Below are 22,018 nucleotides of genomic sequence, written 5' to 3' on the forward strand. Positions count from 1 at the left end.
TTTTTTTATTAAAATCCACAGGTAACACCTGCAGTAATGATTCTGGCCGGAGGCATTGTACCAAACGACGTCATCGCCGGGTCCATCCCTTTATATGGCGTTATTACAAAGATGTTCTGAGCGCTGATATTGGCTGCGAAGCTATTTACACGGAGCATCCGCGTCAGATGAGCGGGCATCCTGTATGACACCTGTACGGTGTTCAGGCGCAGATAACTGCCGTCAGTATAATTACCATCGCTCGCTGAAAACCCATAAGTTGTTGAAAGCGCCGACAATTTAGGAGACAATGCATGCTGCCCCGGATATTGCCAGCGATTTTCATAGGCCCACCGGGATATATTTTCCGCATTGCCCGGGTTCTGCGCGATCTGAGACTGGGGCACCATTTGCTTAACGAAAACAAAATCAGCGGTAAGCGATACATTTTTTAAGCGGACGGTGTTACTGAAACCTCCCTGGAAAGCAGGCGTCAGGTTAATTTTCACGTAACGGTCGTCCTTTCCTGTACCGGGAGCAAATGTCTCGTCAGTCTTTACTTCTCCGTCGTGGTTATGGTCCTCATAGGTCAATACACCAGTGACTGGGTCCACACCGGTATAATGATAAAGATAGAGTGCACTGATAGGGTCTCCTATTTTATACCTGGAGAGATATGGTGACTTTTCCAGCATTGGAAAAGCCAACAGAACATTGGTATTACGGCTGATGTTGAACTTCATATTCCAGGAGAAGTCCGTACGCTCTATCGCCCTTGCATTCACACTGAACTCCAATCCGCTGTTCTGGATCGATGCAGGTGAATTCTCTACTACGGAAATAAACCCTGTAATAACAGGCGTTGGATAGCCTATCAGCTGGTTGTTGCAACGCTCCCTATACCAGGCAGCTTCCATAGAGATCCGATCGTCGAGCAACGCAACATTCAATGCTCCCTCAAGCTTTCTGGTTGTTTGCCAATGGAAGTCCGGATTGGCCTGCAACTGAGGTATAAGCGGACTTATTCCATTATAAGGAGAAGCAAGCTGAGTGCCTCCGGTTGAAACACCCCATTGCGTCAAATACTGGTAGTCGCCGATCTGGTCACTGCCTGTTACGCCCACACTACCCCGTAACTTTACGAAGCTGATCAATGCCGGTAGATGTTGACGTATCCAGTGTTCATCACTTAATATCCAGGCTGCACCCAGGGAACCAAAGTTTCCAAATTGGTGTCCCGATCCGAAACGACTGCTACCATCCCTCCGGCCGTTTAGGTTAAGAATATATTTATCATCCCAGGTATACCCTATACGACCAAACGTACCGGCATACTTGTATTGTGCTGAAGCATCTGTGGCTTTTACTGTTGGCGCGTTGTTGATACTCGTCAGCAAAACATCGCTTGTAAAGCCATTCCCCATCTGCGTTGTTCCCCACGTTTTGTTAGACTGGAGGGTAGCGCCGGCAAGCACATTCAATCTTCCTTTTTTCCCCGCATTTACGGTGTATTCCGCCTGTGGTTCAATCTGCAGGTTAGAATTACCCGAGTTGGCAAAGGTTGCTGATCCGAGGGGATCCCTTACAGGATCTTTTGCTGCAATCGGACTGAGATTTTTCGACCTTGCCTGATTTAGATTGTAGCCGAATGTAGATCTTATATAGAGCCCGTTTGTAACATTGTAGCTTACTGCAAAACTTCCCATCAGCAGGTTGGTGCCGAAGGACGAAGTGTTAAACTTGTTTCCTCCGGGCATCAGTACAGTACTTATGCGGTATTCTCCATAGTTCAGATGTCCTAAACTGTCATACACAGGCGGCGCGTTCGGAGGTATAAGCGCCGAACTTGTTCTGTTGGTCCCATCAGTGTTCAGCACACCATAAGTAGCTGATATATCCGTCCTGAACCGCCGGTTGCGGCTTTGCGTACCGACATTAACAGCTGCAGTAGCCCGCGTGGTTGCACCATTCAGTTTTGTAAGGTCGGTTGACCGGTTGTATCCTCCGCCAATACGGTATGTAACCTGCTCTGACCCGCCACTCATGTCTGCCTGCACGTTCGTCACCTTTCCCACATTATTCCAGAAATACTTCTGCCAGTCAGTGTACCGCGTCGTGTCCCATACCATAATGTCGGGAGCATAACCGGTACCTGGAGCTGACTGGGGAGTAATGCCATCGTTCTTATAGGCTTCCCTTCTCATAGCCACATACTGCGGTGTGTTTAAGATGTCCCAGTGCCCTGTAGTGAAGGAAATGCCCTGTTGCGCCGAAACATTAAATCCATTCACGCCAGCCTTGCCTTTCCTGGTTGTGATAAGGATCACCCCATTGGCCCCGCGACTACCATAAATGGCGGTAGCATCAGCATCCTTCAGGATCTCTACAGAAGCAATATCTGCCGGATTTATTGCGGACAGCGGACTGACACCTACAGAAGGCGACAAGCCTGTCTGGTCCAGCCCTGAAGAAATGACATTTCCTGACGAGGAGTTCCTGGCATACATGTTTGCCTTGCCGTTTATTTCCAGTACAGTGAGTGGAACACCATCTATGATATACAGTGGATCAGAGGTAAAGTTCTGATCGATAGACTTGCGCCCTCTCAGCTCCACCTTGACAGCTCCTATCGGAGAACCATTCTGCTGCGTGATCTCCAGCCCCGCTACTCTTCCCTGCATGCCCAGCAGTGGACTGAATATGGGTTGCTTGGCCAGATCTTCCCCCTTTACAGTGACAATATCGCCTGTAGTTTTTCTTTTAGTTGTAGTGCCATATGCCTGTATCACTGTTTCGTCCAACTGGCTTACATATGGTTTCAGTTTGATAAAATTAGCGCTGCTCTTCTGGTTTTTTTCTGACATCACAGGTACTTCCTGTGTAATGTAACCAATAGAGGATATTACAAGTATAGCAGTACGCGGTACTGCTTTGAGCACATAAGAGCCACCGCCGACTGTAACAGCTCCCTGCTTGCTCCCTTTCACCATGACCGTCACGCCATCCAGCGGCTTTTGCGTTTCCTCATGTACGATCACCCCGATCAGATCAATTGTATTGGTATCTGCAGCAGGCAATTCAGAACGTAAAAAATTGACAGGATTTTTTTTAGGTTCAATGAAAATGATCTCATTCTGAATCTGATATTCAAGTTCCTGGTCTTTCAGCAAATTGTCAAGCACCTGCCTGAATGGAGCATTTTTCACATCCAGACTGACCGGTTTTGTGTGCTGTAATTCCCTTTCCTTGTACAGAATAGAGATACCCGTCTGTTTAGACATTTCAACAAAAACTTCCTTTAACGGAAGATTCCTTGCTTTAATAGAAACAACCTGCGATACGCCTTTAGCGGCGATATGCAGGCAGATGACAATCATTAAGAAAGCGGTCATTCTCATAACCCTGAATAATTTACTTTCTATGCATCTCCGGAATACAGGCGCCGGTAGGGCGGCGCGGGAGGTGAATTTGGTTGATAATAAATCTCCGTAAGGGGCTTTCCCCTTAGTGTTGAAATACATACATTTGCTTTGTTGGTAATGAAAATAGTCTCTGAACGATTATTGGTTGTTGTCAACATCTGCAGGGGGTGTTGGCGCACCTCCTGTTCCGTTTTTGTGACCTCCTTAGCTGTTTATCATTTATTACTCTAATGTTGTTTTCGCTTATTACAGGCAAATCATTCCCCCCCGCGGTCATTATCCGCGGTCACCCCATAAATTCTTTTTCTTACAATGATTTACTTTGAGAGGATAACGACCTTATTATCCTCAATCCGTGAGTGAACACCATATTGCTCCAGTACGTGTAATACGTCCCGAAGGTTTAATGTCCTGCTGATTCTTCCCCCAAATTCCCCTACTGTATTTCCTTTTGATTGATCAATAATTTCAACATCGTACCATCTCGACAACTGCCGCATAAGCGTCGGCAGGTCTGTATTGTCCAGTTCAAAAAAACCGGTCTTCCACGCCAGCGCCCTGTCAACATCTGCCGGTGCAACCGTCATTGCACCAGTATGCTCGTCCACGAGGGCTTGCTGGCCGGGTCGCAGCGTTTGCTGAGATCCGCCGCTTATTACTTTAACAGCACCTGTTACCAGCGTGGTGACTGATTGCACTTCTTCGGTATAGGACATAATATTGAAATCGGTACCCAGTACTTCAACGACTTCTTTATTGTTCACCTTTACGCTGAAAGGCTGATCCGCCCGTTTTGCTACTTCAAAGTATGCTTCGCCCTGAAGCTCCACTACCCTACTTCTTCCTGAGAACGCGGTAGGGTATTTCAACCTGGAGGCAGCATTCAGCCAGACTTTTGTGCCATCAGGCAGTATAAGCTGAAACTGTCCTCCCCGGGGTACATAAAGTGTATTATAACTTACAGATGCCGGATCGCCGGACCCATGATATTGTAAAAGACCATTCTGCTGGTGAACGGCTGTAGTACCTTGCTGTATCTGCTGATTGCCCTTATCGTCCAATGCTACTTCTGCACCATCGGCCAGGGTAAGTATCGCCTTATTGCTACCCGGCGTACCTGGCTGGCTGGCTGCCGTTGCAGCTACCTCCACCCGCGCAGGACGTTGCCAGAGATAGATACCTGCACCGCATAATACCACCACCGCTGCCGCCCACCATATGTGACGGAAAGGACGTATGCTACGAACTATCCCTTGTGTTGCAGGAGCCGTTGTTTCCAGTATCGTTTCCAGTATTTCGGTACCGGCGCCTTCCCGCATTTTATATGCGGGTAGCCCCTGGGCACTATATTGGTCTATGAGCATTTTTACCTGATCCTCATATTGTTTATCGCCCAACATCAGCCGAAGCTCGGCCATTTCGGCCTCTGTTTGCTGTTGCCGGACGTAACGGTCCATCAGATATAAAAGTCTTTCATTTAGCATAAATACCGCGGTTAATAGTAAAGACTACATTTTTAAAGGCGTGGGTTACATTGCCGGAAAAAAAAGTAGCAGATTTTTTAAAAGGAAGAATAATATGAGGGTAAAAGGCGTACGGGACGTGATGTAAGCCCTTATGGACCGCATGGCGCGGCTCATGTGAACTTTAACAGTTTCAGAGGATAGACCTAACCGGCCGGCAATGGCCTCCCGGGTTAATTGTTCTTCCCGGAACAGGATATATACCTGCTGCTGTTGTGGCGATAATTGTCTGATTGCCTCACGGAGAAGATTTTCCAGCTCCTTCCGGTGGATAGCTGCATCCACCTCTAAAGGTTCCACAGAGACATGATCATCCGCCAGCATTTCGTGCGCCTGCCGACGGGCGCTCGTTTTCAACCAGGTATAAATATAATTGCGGGCCAGAATAAAAAGCCACGATTCGAAGTCGCGGATCTCAGGCAGAGTTTCCTTTTGCATCCAGACCTTCAGAAATACGTCCTGGACGATCTCTTCGGCCACGACTTCAGACCTGGTAAGATGATAAGCGAGTGAGTAAATCTTCTCGTTGTAACGGGCATAGATAGCCTTGAATGCATCCTGTGCACCTTCTCTAATGCGCTGCAGTAATATTTTCTCGTTGTCTGGCTGATCAGGCATTCCCGAACGTCTCTGAATGAATCTTTTCCAGCATAATCTGGTCTGTCCGGGCTAAAAATAATAAAAATAAACTTCACGCCCCAAAATTGCACCTGTGGCAGGTGCTCACTTTTTAAGGAGCCTATGTACCGGATGCCTGTTTTTCTAGCCCAGCCGCTCCGCTTCCTGCTTCACCTCCGCCGGCACTGTCGTATTCAGTTTCTGCAATTCCAGGATCGTTGTATTGCCAGTTTCCCGGTACATCGGTACAAAGCGCCTGTTGAACTGTATTTCCTCCCAGGTATAAGAGGTCCGTTTCAATACTGAACTGGAAAACACTTCGTCAAATCCCTGCACATGCACATAGATCTCTACATCCGCAGCTTTTATATCCTCTTCGTTCAAACCCAGTAAAGGACTGTCTTCATCAATTGCATGCACCACCGTCCAGTTCATAGGCAGGTTCTGTATACGGCTGCGTTCCAGCTTAAGCTCAAAGAACCGGTATACCGGTTTACCATCCTCCGGTACAAGCAGTGCCAGATTAGCCTTTACATCGACGCCGGTGAGCGTATGCATCGCTTTAAAGGAAGCAAAGCGGAACATCAGGCCCATTTTATCTTTGTAGGGCGCTATTACAGCATGATCGCTGAATTTGAGGAAAGCTTTGGGCTTCGAAAAACGTCCATAGATTAAACCCGTGAAAACTGCCAGGTACAGGAAGCCGTTCAATGCTTCAATGGATGCTACCAGATTGACGCCGTCTCCCACCGGGTTTACGCGGCCGTAACCAACTGTCGTGAAGGTTTCCGTACTGAAGAAATAGATCTCCTTGAACTGCTGCCACTCTGAAGTTCCCAGAACGCCCTGGAACTCTTGTGCGCCGAGTCCCAGATAGATCAATGTATAAACCAGGTTGATAGATACAAAGAAGATGATGATGGCTAAGAAGAATTTCCAGGAAGAAAGGTTGAGTAATGTATGGTAAATGCTCACACGCTCCCAAACCGGTATCCCTTCTTTACGCAGGTTGAACGAACCATCCTTGTTTATAAAGCGGCCCACAGAGCTGTTGGAACTGCTGCCAAAACCGGTATCGTCATTGGTCCTGGAAAAGGGATTAATACGTAAAGCCATATAAGGAAAATCTTTATGAGGCAAAACTAAAACTTAGATTTCACTTTTGCCAATCCTCCCCGGTTACGTCTGCATACAGATTCCGCTTAGTAGCACAGGAGCTGATGATGACCTGCCTCAGTAACGAAATACGTATTTATATCGACGCGCTGATAACGCGATTTTGTCTTTAGATCGATGCTAAAAGTGTAAAAATTGTGTGCTGTTTTCTTTTTACATCACAAAGCTAAATATAAAACCGATGCGGGAAATACGTAATTTAAAAGGCATAACAAACACGTTCTCAATCAATTAAAATACATTACAAAATAACACTATTCCAAAATCGCGGTGTTAAAACTCCGGTTAGATATCGCTCAGATATCGCTTAGATACCGCTCATCCTACGTTGATCCTACGTTCATGAACGTAAGATTAACGTAGGATGAGCGGTATCTAAGCGATATCTGAGCGAATATTAATCAAACGCTCTTAAGGCATTCAGCAAAAGTAAGAAACTTCACTAACGTCCGGGACGTCTTTTCCTCTCAGCCGTCCTTTGGTTTGACGCCGCATTCTGAGGATTTGCCATACGTGCCGGCGTATAAGGAGCCCCCAGGAAGATCGCAGCGATCCCCTCTTGAGGCTGTGGATTATTACACTGCGGAGCCCCTACTAATAAATCAGGATATCCATCTCCGTTCACGTCGCCTACACCCGCAACTGAAGATCCCAGCAAGGCATTCGTCTTATCACTATGAATATATCCTGCTGCCCAGAAATTTATGCCGGGAGGATATCCATAATACATGAATACTGCACCTTCCCGTTCCTCCTGACTTTCGTCCCAACCGTCTTTCCATTTAGGTGCACCTACCACGGCATCGTCAAATCCATCCTGATTTATATCGCCGACAAATGCGATCTGTGATGCGTAAAGCGTTGAATCCTGTCCTGAAGTAACAACTTGATGAGGCGTAGTGACGATACCTGTACTGCTACCGATATAAAGAAAAAATGCGCCAGACTGCAGGCGATTATGTTCTATGTCCGCATAATCTTTTGCACCCACTATTATATCATCATATCCATCGCCATTTACATCTCCACCTCCCGCAATTGCACTACCAAAAGATCCTGCCTGATCGGGACGCGGTATAGTTTGGGAAGGCGTCATCTCCACACCGCTAAAATCGCCATTAAAGATGTACAGCCCTTCATTAGATACCACCATTATTGCACGTGAACCGGCTCCGCTGATACTTCCGGCATCCGACACCTTTGAACCGAAACGGGTGGCTCCGCCAACAGCGAGTTCCGACGTGAATGCGAATTCCAGACCCCAGCTAGTTCCGTATACAACGGTCACATAACCTTCACCGTTATCTGCTCCGATCAGCACATCATCGTTCCCGTCCCCATCAATGTCTGGCGCAATAGCCACACTAACACCAAAATGATCGCCTTGTCTTGAAGAGCGGATTATTTCTGGAGTAGTGCTAGTACCTGCAGCTGATCCATAATAAACGTACACCATGCCTGTATCGTTATTAAAGGTGCCTGCATGATAAGGAACTCCTACCAGTACATCATCAAATCCATCACCATTTACATCTCCGCCGCCAGCTATATACTCTCCAAAATGCCCTTCCGGAACATTTTTTTCCAGCAAGGTGTAATTGTTAGGATTTATACCATTAGGCCCGCTACCGTAAAAAATAAATACAGCTCCTTCATGGGATTCTCCTTTGCTATAATAAGGCGCACCTACTACTACATCGGGATATCCGTCGGCATTTACGTCTCCGGCTGAGGAAACCGCAGCACCCATTTGAGCGCCTGCCTGATCCGATTGCATGATGGTCCTCGCATATAACAATGTCAGCTCGCCTACGATAGATTGAAGTGAAAGCGGGAATGCTGCGTGTTCAGCATCTACCGATATTTCTACCTGGTTTTGATGTACAGTAAAATGTGCGGGCAGCTTTTTACCCTTTGCATCCGTTACTTTCAGATCGCTATAATCGAGCTCCTGTCCTTTGTTTTCAAACGCAAGACTGGTAGCGCTTTTGTATCGTGCATTCCAGCCTTCTTCCGGTTGCAGCTGCACGGTTACTTTACCGGTTGCAGTCCCCGCTTCCTGGATGATAAATTTCTGCTGAATGCCCTTTTCATCATTAGTATATTCAACTTTAAAATGATGATCATGGTTAAACTGCACGCTATTTTCATTCATCGAAACCAGCGGCTGTGCCACGGGATTATATCCGCCTACTTCTTTTACCGTTAATTTAAACGCCCATTGCTGATCCGCTTTTTCGGATACAATGTTCAATTCATTTCCGGTGTAAGAAGCCTTTAAACCATTCACTGGATTAGGGCTATGATAAGTTGTTGTATTATCTTGCTTTTTGATGAAGTATTCAATCTTTTCAACCTGCTTTTGTGCTTTCTGCAGCAGTTCCTTGTCAATAACCGGCGAAGAAGTTGCGTGTGCAGCCAGTGCCGTAAAAACTAAAAGACCTGAAAAATATTGCTTTTTCATGGTGAGGATATTATAGGTTATACATTAGGGGTGAGTAAACCGCCCGGATCAGCTATCCGGGGAGTGTGATACATGGACTATTGTTTAATTATTTTTTCCCTGATCACTTTACTGCCATTATTAATAATTACAAAGTAGGTACCCGGAACGAGTGTACTCACATCAATAGCCTGGTTGCCATTTTCCACTTTTCCTATTTGTACGGTCTTTACAATAGCTCCAGTTACATCTGTTATCTGAACATAAGTATCTGCTTTCGTGTCCAAACCTTCGAACTGAACAGACAGATTGTTTACTACCGGGTTAGGGAAAGTTTTCACAACTGCGGATGTTTTTGTTTCTACAACACCGTCAGATTTAGGTTCAGCCATTCGTGCAAGACTATATGCACCACCCAGATAAACCAGGCCCACTCCTTCATCGATCTGGCCCCTGTCGTATAACGGTGCGCCTACTATAATATCGCCATATCCATCTCCATTTACATCTCCTGCACCTGCTACTGCATTCAACCAGGAGGTAGCGACGGTGGGCTGTATGGTGGCTCCAGCCGAAGAGCTCAAACCGGATGATGAACCATAATAGAGGGACGCTCTTCCTACATTCGGCGTTAAGGTTGAACTTTCCCATGCTGGTGCTGAAACAATTACCTCCTGGTATCCATCGTTATTGACATCTCCTGCAAATGCCACCTGTGAGGCGAACAGGGCAGAATCCTTGTCTCCTTTTATTATCAGGTTAGGCGTGTCAAACGTTGGGTTACCAGGGCTGTTATAATCCCAATAGCCGTAATAAACATACAATGCTCCTGAATGATTGAGGCTACCGTCTGCATAGTCTTTTGCGCCCACGATCATATCATCATATCCATCACCATTTATATCACGTTGACCAGCTATAGAGCAGCCAAATGATATTCCCGGAGCGGGACTGTGTATAATAGTAGGGAAGTCAACTTCTATCTCATAGTTGCTATGCCAGAACAGATACAGATCTTCAGCAGCTGCGATCATCACGGAACGTCCGAGTCCGAATCCATATATATCTCCGGCGCCCGCTACTTTTGTTCCAAAGCCTGTCGTTCCGCTGATAGCGATTTCGGTCATCAGAGAATTTTTTATTCCCCAGATAGTGCCATAGTAAACGGTCACGTATCCTTCTCCGGCGTTTGCGCCGATAAGAATATCGTCGGTGCCGTCAAACTCCAGGTCTTTGGCAATAGCCACGCTAATTCCAAAATTATCTCCCTGCCTTACAGAACGCAGAATATAGGGAGTAGGGTTCAGCCCTGCAGCCGAGCCGGAATAGACATATACATACCCGGTATCATTACCCGGCATACCGGCCCTATGCGGCACTCCTACTACCACATCATCGTAGCCATCACCATTGATGTCTCCACCGCCGGCCAGTATCTCGCCAAAATGCGCATTTACGACATTCCCTTCCAACACAGTGAAAACATTGGGATTGATACCATTCGGTGTACTACCGTAATGAATATATACGGCTCCTTCCGCCGTCTGTCCATTGGCATAATAGGGTGCGCCTACTATCACATCATCATAGCCATCACCATTGATGTCTCCGGCTCCTGTAACTGCTGCTCCTAATTGGGCACCTGCCAGATTACGTTCCAGACGGCTTTTTGCTTGTAGTTCCGACAAGGTACCTACGACAGTCTGAATTGAAAGCGGGTATGCTGCCTGTTCTGCATCAACAGCTATCTCTACTTGATTTTGCTGTACGGTGAAGTGTGCGGGCAGCTTTTTACCTTTTGCATCCTGTACTTCAAGATCACTGTAATTAAGTATTTGCCCGTTGTTACTGAAGGTGAGGCTGTTTGCGCCACCGTACATAGCAAGCCAACTATTCGCCGGTTGAAGTTGTACCGTCGGCGTACTATTAGGCTCCGCGGGTTCCCGGATGATAAAACGCTGACGGATACCTTGTTCATCATTTGTGTATTCCACCTGGAAATGATGATCATGGTCGAATCGTACCTTGTTATTTTGCCTCGTCATAAGAGGCGATGATGCAGGTTTATGTCCGTTTACGGCCTTTATCGCCAGGCTAAACGTCCATTGTTGTTCCGCGTCCTGCGGAGTAATGCTCACTGCGTCGGCAGTATAACTTGCGTTAAGACCTTTCTCAGGCCCCGGACTATTGTCCGTAACGGGGAAAGTATTAGCTCGTACGCCAACGCCAATAAGCAGTAAAAGAACTGGAATGTAGTACTTTTTCATGGTGAGGGTTATATGGGTTTTATAATATAGGGTTGAATATTTAAAGGTATATCGGGTTAAGATTTTGACTACCCAAAGTAGGAAAAAAGCCTGAAAAGAATCATTATATCTTTTATAATAGTAAAGGTTTCGAGAACTAAAATATAATATACAACTTTGCAGCAACAGCGTAACTTGTTAAACAAAACGGTCTTATAGGCTATTCGCGAATAACAATCCGAAAGAACTATGTCAGTTACTAAAAAAATATCCGCTTTATTGGTCTTTCTGTTATGCAGTCTTACTGTTTATTGTCAGTCAAACAGTTATCTTTTGATTGCCCACCGCGGCGGTGTAGTTGATAGTCTGCGGGAAGAGAATAGTATGGAAGCGCTTCAGGAAGCCGGCAAACGGGGATATTACATGATTGAAGTTGACGTACGGCTCACCAGCGATAGCATATTGGTAACGCATCATGATGCTAATCTTAAACGGACTTTCGGCATAGATACTTCGCTATCCGCGATGACCTGGAAGGCACTAAGTATATTGAAGAATAACAACGGCTATCGTATCCTGTCGTTTGAGGATGTTTTAAAAGCGGCAAAGGGGCGTCTACAGATCATGATCGATCTGAAAATACGCGGCAACCATCCAGCTATCTTCGGATGATAGCCCTGCTTAAAAAGTATGACCTGAATGAGCAGGCGCTTATGATTGGAACAGACGAATCAACACCATTCTTCACCGGCAAAATAAAACTCAGTTGTACCAGAGCACAACTTGAAGAGAACATGAATAAAAAAAGCTTCAGCCCTTCGCATTACTATCTTTTTTCCGGCGATATCTCAGCCGAAGATGTTAGCTGGACGAAACAGCACCATATCCTGACTGTGGGTGTTGTAAACGCCTGGAGTTTCAAAAATGGCAATAGCATGGCGCTGGCACAGGAACAGGCACAGCGTCTAATCAAAGCTGGTGTGACTTGTTTTCAGATAGACAGTATCTTTGAGCCGTTCTTACGATAGGCTAACAGCTATTAATCAATTAAAGAATCAATTTGACGGATCAGGCATCAGAGTTCCTTGTGGGGCTACTGTATAGTTTCAGACACATTAACATCTCTCATGATATAAAAATTGTGATTTTCCCTGATAATCAGGGAAAGCCAGTTAACAGGATGTATTTTTTTCCTCCCAATTACCGACCTTTGCCCCTGGAAGGCACACGCCTGCCACTTTAAAATATCATACGTCATTGGACCAATCAATCAGTTTAAACAAGTTTATCAGTGATACCGGGTATTGTTCACGCCGGGAGGCAGACAATCTCATCACGCAGGGCCGGGTATTATTGAATGACCGGCCGGCTGCTTTGGGCAACCGCTACAAGCCGGGTGACACTGTTGAAGTAGACGGTAGCCTTATCACTGCCGCTAAAAAAGAAAAACGTGTATACCTGGCCCTCAACAAACCTCCAGGCATCACTACCACTACCGAATTACATATCAAGGACAATATTATCAGTTTTGTTAATTATCCCCAGCGGATATTTCCTATTGGCCGCCTCGACAAAGACTCTGAGGGGCTGATCTTCCTTACCAATGATGGCGACATCATTAATAAGATCCTGAGGGCGGCTAACAACCACGAAAAGGAATACGTCGTAAGGGTTAACAAACCCATCAACCCCGCATTTGTACAGCAGATGTCGCAGGGGGTACCTATTCTGGATACCCGTACACTGCCCTGTAAAGTACAGATGATGGGGCGGCAAACCTTCCGTATAACACTTACGCAGGGCCTCAACCGGCAGATCAGACGCATGTGCGAATATCTTGGCTATACAGTTGTCGGCTTACAACGTGTCCGTATCATGAATGTAAGGCTCGACAAACTTCCTTTAGGTAAATGGCGCCATCTTAGTGAGGCTGAGATATCATTCCTGAAAGAAAGCGTAGCTGATTCCAGTAAGGTCCGTAGTGAGGATAATCCGTCTGCACCGCGTAAGAAGGCTCCTGCCCGTACACCGGCAAAGGACCATCCGAAAACCGCCTTTACGCCCGAAACCAAGCCGTCGCCGCATAAGCACAAAACAACAAAGCCGCCTGCTAAAGACAGTAAACCGCGGACAGGGAAACCAACAGAGAAGCCGGGGAAGCGGGAAAATGCGGTACAGAAGCCTTCGCAATCCAGAAGAGGCAAGCCTTCCAGCCCACCAAAAAATGCGGGGAAAAGAAGACGGGGATAGTAAAAAGGAGAAGCGATCAGGTTTTCTTATTTTTCCTTAGTTTTGCTCCCCAAATTTCGTAGTAATGAGTCAGAGCATAACACTCTATCGTGTATCTCAGGAAAATTTTGAGGCAATGAAAGCCAATCCGGAGGGAACTGTTATACTGGACATCTCCAAAGAAAATATTGTCTTTCCGCAAACTTTCGAGGGACTGAAATTCATCTTGTCGAAGGAGCAGGATGAAGCAACGGTCTCTTTGCTGGAGCAGATATTTTATCCCGAGACTTACGTCGGAAAAGAGATCGATCTGGATGAGCTGGAGATGTTATCGGAGGATCTTGATTTTGAAAGCACTGCCATTTATTATAATGACGTAAACGGCGTTGCAGACATGCATACTTTTTTAGGCAGTATTTCCCTGGAGCAGTTTCATAAACTGTATAATGCAAAAGAGCTTAATGAAAATGACATTTATCCTAACAATGTCTGGATCGAAGAAGGAGAGCCGGATAGAGCATTTACCAGGAAGCATCTGGCAGAAGAGTTTACTGATCTTAAGAATTTCATGGCAGCGGCGAAGGCGGATAATGATTATGTCTTGTCCTTAGTAAGATAACCTTTAACAAAAGCCCGCTGCTCTGGCAGCGGGTTTTTACTTTATATGTCGTGAGTGCATACACTCAACTGCGGTATTTTAACTTTCTGTATTAACCGCGATCATTTATTTTCAGGCCGACATTACAATTCTTGTTTACCCAAAATTCTCCTTTCAAATGAAAAGAACATTGTTGTTGCTCCTCGCGGTATTTGCCGGCGTCAGCATGTATGCAAATACCGATGTTCAGCCTGTTGTAAGATCAGTTGCTCATAAGGCAGTGCCAACACCTGATTTTACGTACCGTGTAACTACGTTATGGGGTACTAATCCGCTGATACAGTATGCCACTATTTATCTTACTACTCCGCTGCCTGCTGACTTACCTACGGTTGCCAATGTAAACTGGGATTTCGGGGACGGATCAGCGCCTGCAGTAAATGCACGCCCGCTGGTTAACCACGTCTATCAGCCAGTTACTTACACCGTTACACTTACATTGACGTATGTGACAGGTGAAGTATTTGTAATAACCAAAGAGGTTGTTATTGCCCTCCCTTAATTAACTGTTCTCAGTGGCCCGCATCATCAATGATACGGGCCACTTCCCCAGAAAGAAGTCCCCAGTATCGGGCTTACCCCTACCCGATTTCGGTGATTGTTTAATGCTGTTAAAACCGTCACTTTTACCAGAGGAAAAAAACACATCACTTCATCAAATAATAACATATTATGACACCCAAAGAAAGACAGCAAGTACTTGCCCGTCTGGCAGCGAGTGACGTAGTTTCCTTAAAGCATAAGGAAATAATAGAAGATACTGCGCAGATGACACAAGATGAAAATGATGCTATCCTGAACATTATGCAGAATATGAATGTAACATCGCGTGGGGTAGCGGAGATACAGTTACGGCAGATGGTACGGCATCTTCAGCGGGCCGCGCTGACAATTAACTTTGACATCAATAGTTTTCTAAAATATCCTCCGCCTAAGGACCTTAAGAATATTCATGAGAGAGGTTCCAACGACGCGAATTATATGAACCGGAGAGAAAATGTGGAACAAAAATTCTTCAAATATAATAATGCCAACAGACCAGGCCCACAGGGTATTCTCGACAATATCAGGCAGTTCGGCAGTAAGCCGAATAACCCCACTTTCGAACCGGTTACAAGGCCGAAATATGCTGCCCTTAATTACACTAGCAATCCGAGAGGTCCGGCAAGGCAATACGGCAATTCCTATATGGAACTGAAAGAACATGTCAAACACAAATGTACCTATACAGCAGGTGATTCATTTGTATATGAACATGATCCGCTCTCGGATAAGAAAATAGCCACCTTCCATAATTTGGAACGCGTCATTGCGAATATGGAACCTAATCCTTTAGAGTGGCTGCATAATGCAGCAGTAGGAAGCCCCAGGCATCCTAATCTACAGGTAGGCCGTTATGTTGAAGCGCAAGTTCATACGGAAATATTGTTCAACAGGGATGTAAAGAAATTATACATCAAAAAGACAGACATCAAACCTCACGGATTAACGAAAGTCATCAGAGAATGTATTGAAATATTCGCCAAAAGGAATGGCATTGTGGTGGAGTTCATTGCCTGATCGTCATCAGCAACTGCCTCCTTCCGGCCAATTATTCCAATGGTTATTAGCACTTTTTGTTGGATTGTAACAGGAAATGTCACCTGATTCCAGTACGCTCGCAATCATCTGGAATGTTTCATTTTCCGATGGCTTTTCTTCACCTGCTATATCGGGGTGATACCACTCATCCAACTGCATGATCTTAGGAATGTTCAGACGGAAACAGTCATATATTTCATCTTCAAGTGCTAAAAATTCGTTTTTATATTCAGGGAGACTTGCACGCATAAATTCATACCCCCTGATTGCAGGTGGATTTTCTAACGTCACATTGCGTGAAGTGTAAAATGCAGGATCTTTGGGAATGCTGACCTTCTGATCTCTGATCAACATAGAATGTACATCGGGATTGACCGTACCCCATGAATCATGTATAAACGTGGCGCCTTCATCACTCTCGGCTGTTACATACAGGACGTTTTCTGCGGTCATTCCAGGCTCAAAACCGAGACAATTACCATATACGTAGATGCAATTCTCTACACCATTATGCCCATGGAAGCGGTAATGATAGCCTACTACTTCTATAGCTATCACCCATCTTTCGATGTCGCCAAAGACAGATAGTCGCGATACAACAGGATAAATGTATCCGTTATCCAGTACGGGGAAATTAAAGTCTTGTGCGCAGACGTCCAGTTGAGCGAGGATATCACTGGAAGAAAAAGTTGCTTTTTTGTTTGGCATAGAAATTAACGATCAGGTTAATTTTTCAGTAAAGGTGATGATACTTTGAAAACCTTGTTCTTTTACATCCAGGTCTACCTGGACCTTAGGTGCAGGAATGTATGCAATTACGAGGTAGCTTATTCATCCCGGCTTAATTTTTACGCCGGAAACGAATGATTGTCGCCCCCAAACCCAGGAGCTAAGCAGCAACATCACGATACAAATAAACAGGAAGACCATGCCTGCGAATCCGGCCATTCCACAGCCAGACGGAGGTGGTGTAGTTATAGGCAAGATATAGACCATCCTTGCAGATAATAGGAAAATGGAGCTGAAGATCAGGGCTATTGATAGTAAGACGTATTTCACCAGGAAGGGATTTTGAACCAAAGATATATCTATTTATGGATTGATGTATGATAATGGAATCCGACCGGGATACCGTAAGCTTTCAGCTGGTTACATTAGTTAGAAGCGTATAGCTTTCGGGCTTGTAAATACTGTGAAATATTACTCAAATTCTGTTTAATTTAGCCCCCGGCAATGCCTAACCTGGGTATTTTGACTTATTTTCATTTGATTTTCAGTAAATTGTACGGCTTATTATCAACCCCTTTTACCTTTTTTTCTTATTGTACATCACAAGATTACAAAATTGAAACTATGGACGACATCTTCAAACCTCAAAGTTTAAGCATCAAAGCCTTACTAGGAAATACAGATGCCCTTTACCAGATTCCCCACTATCAAAGACCCTACTCATGGGGAGACGATCAACTATCTAAATTATGGGATGACCTGCGGGAGGCCCAGGATGTTGAACCCAATTATTTTTTAGGATCAATTATTACTGCTAAACCAGAAGAAGCCTCCAGTTACCTGGATATCGTAGACGGACAGCAACGCCTAACTACACTTTTCATTCTGATGTGTGTGTGCAGGGATCTTTATCCAGATCTGAATGATCACTTGCCGGCAGAAAATTTTGATGCAGTAAGCGCTTTTACAGTTAAGTCTTCCATCAAACTTGATGATCGGTTGGAACGACTACGATTAAGAACACATGCTAACCATGCGAGTGATTTCCAGGATCTCGTTATTCGTAATGGCAATGCTATAACCCATAAAAAGCCATTTCAAAAAGACTTAAAAAAAGAACAGGAACCAAAATTCAAGTTCAAAAATACAGCGGCATTTTTTAAAGAAAAACTCGTAGAGATCGGGAAAGAGCAAGCCGGGGCTTTTATGAACTACTTGTTTAATAATGTTAAAATAATCAGGATTGATTGTAATACCGTAGGCTTTGCTATTAAGCTCTTCCAAGTGCTGAATGACAGGGGACTGGATTTGTCTAACTCCGATCTTATAAAGAGTCTGCTTATTGGCAAAATTCAACAAATGTATGGCGAAGATGGAGAATTACGCAAACACTACGAAGATCAGTTTATGGCCGACTGGAAACGGTGTGAGGACATCGCTACAGACACCAATGAGACAATGAACGACTTGTTTGTGATGTATGAATATTATAAACTAGGAAAAAATCCTGAAAAATCATTGTATGATGAGCTGAAGCAAGTCTTCAGCAAAGAAGATCCAAATGCAGTCATTAGTGAGTTCAAAAACTTCATTTCTCACTACAAATCGGGCATTTATGATAGTACTGATACTATCATTTACAGTCTCTATTATATCAGATGGAGTGTTTATTGGCGTACATTACTGACCACTGCACAGCACGTAAATTATGCAAATACTGAAAAGTTTGTCAGACTCTTACGCAGATATTACTATCTGGCATGGATCGCAGGTTATACCCTTTCAAAAGTCAAGCAAACTTCATTCAATCTTATCGGATATCTGAAAGAAAAGAGGGACATATCATTCATAGAAAATGAAATCAACAAACAACTGACCGAGGAATTAATTAATAGGGCGGTAGATGCATTGGACAGTGATATTTACTTCGAGCCATGGTGTAAGCCGCTCCTTTTCATGATCGAATATGAATTGCAGGATAATCCTCCGTATTTCGAAATGGGAGATCGCTCCATACAAACGGAACATATTCTCCCACAGTCTTTTGATAGTATAGCTGAGTGGGCGCATGCGAAAGGCATTCCATATCTGGACGAATGGATACACTCCGGTGCAAATCTTACATTATTAAGCGGAGCCAAAAATATTGCAGCAAGAAATTATGCATTCCCGGAAAAAATAAAATCTTATGACGGCACAGGTTTAGAAAATCCGAAAGACGGTAAGATCACATCATTCCAACAAACACAACTTATTGTAAATAACTACAATTCAGGGAAATATAATAAGGAGTGGAGTGTAGACGCGTTGAACGGAAGATGGACATGGTTTTGTACCCGGGTAGAAAAACTTCTTGACCTTGATCTTACAAATATTAAAAATAAACGGATACCTGATGCTGCAGAACATCATCAACTTTTAGTCGCTGATAAGGAATAGGCTTGAGGTTCTAAAACATTATTTATTCCGCTGCTTTTATCAATAGCACCGCGGGCACGGGTCTTTGTCCTTTTTTATCAGAAGGAAGAATTGTTGCCTGGTTCCCGGCAACAAGGGAGCTTGAACCACCTCCATCAAGATTCAGCGCTTCTACACAACCCAGTGACCGTAGAATACGGGCTAATTGAATCAGGGTAGCACCTTCAGCCACTCCGGGATGACGTCCCTCCACTGCCAGGATGATCACGTTATTATCTGCCGTGTAACCTATTGCAGTACGGGGATGCATATCCATTTCGTGCCAGGCGAAACGGTTTTCCTGCACACTGCTGATGTAAGGTAGCAATACAGGACCACCGCCTGCTGCTTCGACGGCTGTCCACCGTTTACCATTTTTCCTGGACGGCCTGGTCCATATCCCGTTTTGCGGCGCATTAGGTGCATCATACGCATATGCTTCTTTGTTCTTACCCGCAGGATAGATCCACGCAATATCCGGCTTACCACCGGGAAGGATACCGAATACACCCTGGGTAGGGTAAATAATCTGCGGATGACCGTCAAATGTTTTAATTGTATCTGTCAGTTGATTATCGGCCATAGTCTTCCCCTTACTAACTACCATGTTCAGCGAGCTGTTGTCTGCGAAAGAAAAGAAAGTGGTGTTCACTATTGCATACACTTTACCGCTCTCCATACTTACATATTCATCGGGAGTGTATCGTTTTCCGTTACCGGTGCGTGTCTCAAAGGTAAGCGACGGATCTGACGCCGGCGCCTTAAGATAAAATGCCCGGAAAGGCCGACCATCCAGGCTGTCTGTTGTTTCATATACCCTGATTGCCGCCGGTAAACTATCATTATGTTTGGCGGAAGGTTGCCAATGCAATTGAGCCTGGCAAATGGATGAAATGCCTGTGAAGATGCAAAATATAGCAATCCCTTTTTTGCTAAATGTACTCATGGTCCTATTGTAATTTTATATTTTTTTTACAGCTTGTTCTGATAAATCGGATAACCTTTTCGGGCCTGTTACGCATCCCTGTTTTTGAATTAATGTATCAACTTCAATTATGGGAAAGGTTATAACGTAACAAAGATTAACAATCAAAAGAGATTTTGATGTTAAAAAATTATTACTGCTGTATATGGAACCGGCTACGCACTTTCAATGCGCGGCAAGCATGTAACTTTGAATCATACTACAATTGACGTCAATTCTTGCAGTTAACCTAAAAAATAAGATCAATGACTTTAGAATTAATTTCAGCGTTAGCTACAACTCCCATTGTAGCCAACGAAACAGTACACGTATTAGGCTACTATACTATCGGAGACGGAGGTGGCGGTGATTTTTACTGGGATGCCAATTCCGTTGAAGAGGAAGATCTGGGAACAATCTTTATATCAGGTAACGTGGCAACAGGAAGATGGAAACGATTATATAACAGCCCTCTGAGTGCATTATGGTTTGGTGCCAAAGGTGACGGTACAACAAATGATACGTCAAAGCTGCAGAAAGCAATAAAAACAGCAGAAGACAGGATCCTGGACGGCGAGGGTAGAACCTACCTGGTAGCATCACCACTTTCTGTGCAAAGCAACACCACCGTAAGAAACTTTCGATTTCAACATGCGGGATCAAGCATAGATTTTACTTCCGTCTTAACAGTGGATGGAATGGCAACTGAAAAACAAAATATCCTGTTTGAAAATATCTATATAAACGGTAACCGGGACAACCATATGAATATTGATAGTGCGGCCGAAGACGGCGGCCGGCACGGGATTAGATGCCTGGGAAGCTGTAAGCATCTTACATTCAGAAACGTTGAAGTTGAATATTGTGCAGCCGATGGTCTTGAGTTTTTCTCAAACCAACAGGTTGACCCGGGCACCGAAACGTATCTGTTTGAGTACATTAAAATTGAGGATTCCCGATTCAGCTGGAACAGAAGGCATGGCATTAGCGGCGACTGTATGAAAGGCGTAGAGCTGAAGAACGTAGAACTTTCCTTCAACGGCCTGGACACGCCTGCTGCTGGCGCTCAACCAGCCAATCATGGGTCCAAAGGAGACAGAGCAACAGACGGTAAGCTATATGGCAATGGCGTTGACTGGGAAGGCTATTCCAATGGAACGAACATCACCGACCTGTTAATGGATAATGTCAGGGCTTTTAAGAATGCGCTTTGTGGCATTCAGTTCTGGGACAAATCAAAAACCGCTGCTAATGAAACGAACTGGAGAACATGGGAAAGAATACGCATTGTAAATTCCTATAGCGACTATGGCCAGTTCAGCACTCCTTCATTTGGCACAGGCACCTTATACAAATCTGCCATCCGCCTCATAGGCGCGCAGTTATATGGCACTTTCCGCGATATTGTTATTGAGAATAACTTCCTGGAGGGCAATATCCTCCTGCAGTCCTGCGACAAAGTAAGTTTCAATAATAACAACGTAAATTTCATTTACCCCGTTGGAAAAGACGAACGGCCTAACCAGCTACTGTATTGCAGAGATGTTTTTATCAGAGACTTACATTACAGTTCCGACGTGGAGCCTATGCTATTCTATGCAAATAATAGTACCGGAATAGTATATGAGAACTCCAAAAACAACATTGAATGGGCTGGAAGATATCTGGACGTCATACCTTCCTTTGTACAGGACCTCAGGGTACACAGAATAGGTAACACCCTTAAATTCTATATGAAATTAGGTAACGCAGCTGTTGCTTCCGGTGATACCATACTGAAGTTTAAATGGTGGTCAAAAAACAACCAGCCATTCAAAGTAATCAACTTTTACCGGGTAGACTCCTTTGCGCAAGCGTTTAATGCAGTCCTGAAAGGAAGTGAAAGCGGAGATGCTTTAACAGCACTAGCTGCTTATAATTTCGTGGGTAATGCTGTCTTCTGTGAATTCGAAACAGCAGTATTTGCAGATGTTTTTTAATTATCGCCTAATCA

16 protein-coding genes are annotated in these 22,018 nt (G+C 44.7%); 8 read left to right on the plus strand and 8 right to left on the minus strand.

All coding sequences use genetic code 11. The features are described 5' to 3' along the window. Positions 1-8: 8 nt before the first annotated feature. The 6 genes from C7475_RS03200 to C7475_RS03225 all read right to left on the minus strand — a co-directional run bounded on the left by C7475_RS03200 (position 9) and on the right by C7475_RS03225 (position 11,428). Positions 9-3,377 carry a SusC/RagA family TonB-linked outer membrane protein gene (locus C7475_RS03200; RefSeq protein WP_158286404.1) on the minus strand — a complete coding sequence of 1,123 codons (3,369 nt, stop codon included), beginning with the start codon at positions 3,375-3,377 and terminating at the stop codon, positions 9-11. A 341-nt stretch (positions 3,378-3,718) separates the two neighbouring features. Further along, positions 3,719-4,885 carry a FecR family protein gene (locus C7475_RS03205; protein ID WP_110050974.1) on the minus strand — a complete coding sequence of 389 codons (1,167 nt, stop codon included), beginning with the start codon at positions 4,883-4,885 and terminating at the stop codon, positions 3,719-3,721. A gap of 45 nt (positions 4,886-4,930) precedes the next feature. Next, a complete protein-coding gene (locus C7475_RS03210; RefSeq protein WP_110050977.1) occupies positions 4,931-5,542 on the minus strand; it encodes an RNA polymerase sigma factor in 612 nt (203 codons plus the stop codon). A 144-nt stretch (positions 5,543-5,686) separates the two neighbouring features. Beyond that, positions 5,687-6,658 carry an ion channel gene (locus C7475_RS03215; protein ID WP_110050979.1) on the minus strand — a complete coding sequence of 324 codons (972 nt, stop codon included), beginning with the start codon at positions 6,656-6,658 and terminating at the stop codon, positions 5,687-5,689. 502 nt (positions 6,659-7,160) lie between these two features. After that, positions 7,161-9,182, minus strand: coding sequence for an integrin alpha (locus C7475_RS03220; RefSeq protein ID WP_110050981.1), 2,022 nt, complete (start codon positions 9,180-9,182; stop codon positions 7,161-7,163). Between the two features lie 77 nt (positions 9,183-9,259). After that, entirely contained in the window at positions 9,260-11,428 is a 2,169-nt protein-coding gene (locus C7475_RS03225; RefSeq protein WP_110050984.1) for an FG-GAP-like repeat-containing protein, read from the minus strand. Between the two features lie 228 nt (positions 11,429-11,656). Here C7475_RS03225 and C7475_RS03230 point away from each other — a divergent pair, with 228 nt between their 5' ends. The 6 genes from C7475_RS03230 (at position 11,657) to C7475_RS03255 (ending at position 15,854) form a co-directional block, all read left to right on the plus strand. Continuing rightward, positions 11,657-12,079, plus strand: a complete 423-nt coding sequence (locus C7475_RS03230) for a glycerophosphodiester phosphodiesterase family protein (protein ID WP_110050986.1) — start codon at positions 11,657-11,659, stop codon at positions 12,077-12,079. Then, on the plus strand, positions 12,076-12,435 hold the full coding sequence (locus tag C7475_RS03235) for a hypothetical protein (protein WP_110050988.1): 360 nt from the start codon (positions 12,076-12,078) through the stop codon (positions 12,433-12,435). The genes C7475_RS03230 and C7475_RS03235 overlap by 4 nt, the downstream gene beginning before the upstream one ends. Before the next feature lie 229 nt (positions 12,436-12,664). Continuing rightward, on the plus strand, positions 12,665-13,657 hold the full coding sequence (rluF, locus tag C7475_RS03240) for a 23S rRNA pseudouridine(2604) synthase RluF (RefSeq protein ID WP_110050990.1): 993 nt from the start codon (positions 12,665-12,667) through the stop codon (positions 13,655-13,657). Positions 13,658-13,721: 64 nt separating this feature from the next. After that, the gene (locus tag C7475_RS03245; RefSeq protein WP_110050993.1) at positions 13,722-14,255 is read left to right on the plus strand and encodes a DUF1877 family protein; all 534 of its coding nucleotides are present in this window, start codon (positions 13,722-13,724) and stop codon (positions 14,253-14,255) included. 157 nt (positions 14,256-14,412) lie between these two features. Beyond that, positions 14,413-14,796, plus strand: a complete 384-nt coding sequence (locus C7475_RS03250; protein WP_110050995.1) for a PKD domain-containing protein — start codon at positions 14,413-14,415, stop codon at positions 14,794-14,796. A gap of 170 nt (positions 14,797-14,966) precedes the next feature. Then, positions 14,967-15,854: a DUF3626 domain-containing protein gene (locus C7475_RS03255; protein WP_110050998.1), complete on the plus strand. Its 888-nt coding sequence runs from the start codon at positions 14,967-14,969 to the stop codon at positions 15,852-15,854. Between the two features lie 6 nt (positions 15,855-15,860). On the opposite strand, the gene C7475_RS03260 is transcribed toward C7475_RS03255, so the two are convergent. After that, positions 15,861-16,583 (minus strand): hypothetical protein, encoded by a 723-nt coding sequence (locus C7475_RS03260; RefSeq protein WP_110051000.1) that lies wholly within the window; start codon positions 16,581-16,583, stop codon positions 15,861-15,863. 645 nt (positions 16,584-17,228) lie between these two features. Here C7475_RS03260 and C7475_RS03265 point away from each other — a divergent pair. Then, positions 17,229-19,043: a DUF262 domain-containing protein gene (locus C7475_RS03265; protein WP_158286405.1), complete on the plus strand. Its 1,815-nt coding sequence runs from the start codon at positions 17,229-17,231 to the stop codon at positions 19,041-19,043. 22 nt (positions 19,044-19,065) lie between these two features. Here the strand turns inward: C7475_RS03265 and C7475_RS03270 are convergent, their stop codons facing one another. After that, positions 19,066-20,007, minus strand: a complete 942-nt coding sequence (locus C7475_RS03270; protein ID WP_110051004.1) for a phosphodiester glycosidase family protein — start codon at positions 20,005-20,007, stop codon at positions 19,066-19,068. Between the two features lie 284 nt (positions 20,008-20,291). Here C7475_RS03270 and C7475_RS03275 point away from each other — a divergent pair, with 284 nt between their 5' ends. Next, positions 20,292-22,004 carry a glycosyl hydrolase family 28-related protein gene (locus C7475_RS03275; RefSeq protein ID WP_110051006.1) on the plus strand — a complete coding sequence of 571 codons (1,713 nt, stop codon included), beginning with the start codon at positions 20,292-20,294 and terminating at the stop codon, positions 22,002-22,004. The last annotated feature ends 14 nt before the right edge of the window (positions 22,005-22,018 follow it).

The sequence above is a fragment of the Chitinophaga sp. S165 genome (assembly GCF_003182155.1).
GTDB lineage: Bacteria > Bacteroidota > Bacteroidia > Chitinophagales > Chitinophagaceae > Chitinophaga.

Bases quoted from the DNA above. Each gene is read 5' to 3' on its own strand.
- C7475_RS03200 (WP_158286404.1), bottom strand. From the start codon at position 3,377: ATGAGAATGACCGCTTTCTTAATGATTGTCATCTGCCTGCATATCGCC.
- C7475_RS03205 (WP_110050974.1), bottom strand. From the start codon at position 4,885: ATGCTAAATGAAAGACTTTTATATCTGATGGACCGTTACGTCCGGCAA.
- C7475_RS03210 (WP_110050977.1), bottom strand. From the start codon at position 5,542: ATGCCTGATCAGCCAGACAACGAGAAAATATTACTGCAGCGCATTAGA.
- C7475_RS03215 (WP_110050979.1), bottom strand. From the start codon at position 6,658: ATGGCTTTACGTATTAATCCCTTTTCCAGGACCAATGACGATACCGGT.
- C7475_RS03220 (WP_110050981.1), bottom strand. From the start codon at position 9,182: ATGAAAAAGCAATATTTTTCAGGTCTTTTAGTTTTTACGGCACTGGCT.
- C7475_RS03225 (WP_110050984.1), bottom strand. From the start codon at position 11,428: ATGAAAAAGTACTACATTCCAGTTCTTTTACTGCTTATTGGCGTTGGC.
- C7475_RS03230 (WP_110050986.1), top strand. From the start codon at position 11,657: ATGTCAGTTACTAAAAAAATATCCGCTTTATTGGTCTTTCTGTTATGC.
- C7475_RS03235 (WP_110050988.1), top strand. From the start codon at position 12,076: ATGATAGCCCTGCTTAAAAAGTATGACCTGAATGAGCAGGCGCTTATG.
- C7475_RS03245 (WP_110050993.1), top strand. From the start codon at position 13,722: ATGAGTCAGAGCATAACACTCTATCGTGTATCTCAGGAAAATTTTGAG.
- C7475_RS03250 (WP_110050995.1), top strand. From the start codon at position 14,413: ATGAAAAGAACATTGTTGTTGCTCCTCGCGGTATTTGCCGGCGTCAGC.
- C7475_RS03255 (WP_110050998.1), top strand. From the start codon at position 14,967: ATGACACCCAAAGAAAGACAGCAAGTACTTGCCCGTCTGGCAGCGAGT.
- C7475_RS03260 (WP_110051000.1), bottom strand. From the start codon at position 16,583: ATGCCAAACAAAAAAGCAACTTTTTCTTCCAGTGATATCCTCGCTCAA.
- C7475_RS03265 (WP_158286405.1), top strand. From the start codon at position 17,229: ATGGACGACATCTTCAAACCTCAAAGTTTAAGCATCAAAGCCTTACTA.
- C7475_RS03270 (WP_110051004.1), bottom strand. From the start codon at position 20,007: ATGAGTACATTTAGCAAAAAAGGGATTGCTATATTTTGCATCTTCACA.
- C7475_RS03275 (WP_110051006.1), top strand. From the start codon at position 20,292: ATGACTTTAGAATTAATTTCAGCGTTAGCTACAACTCCCATTGTAGCC.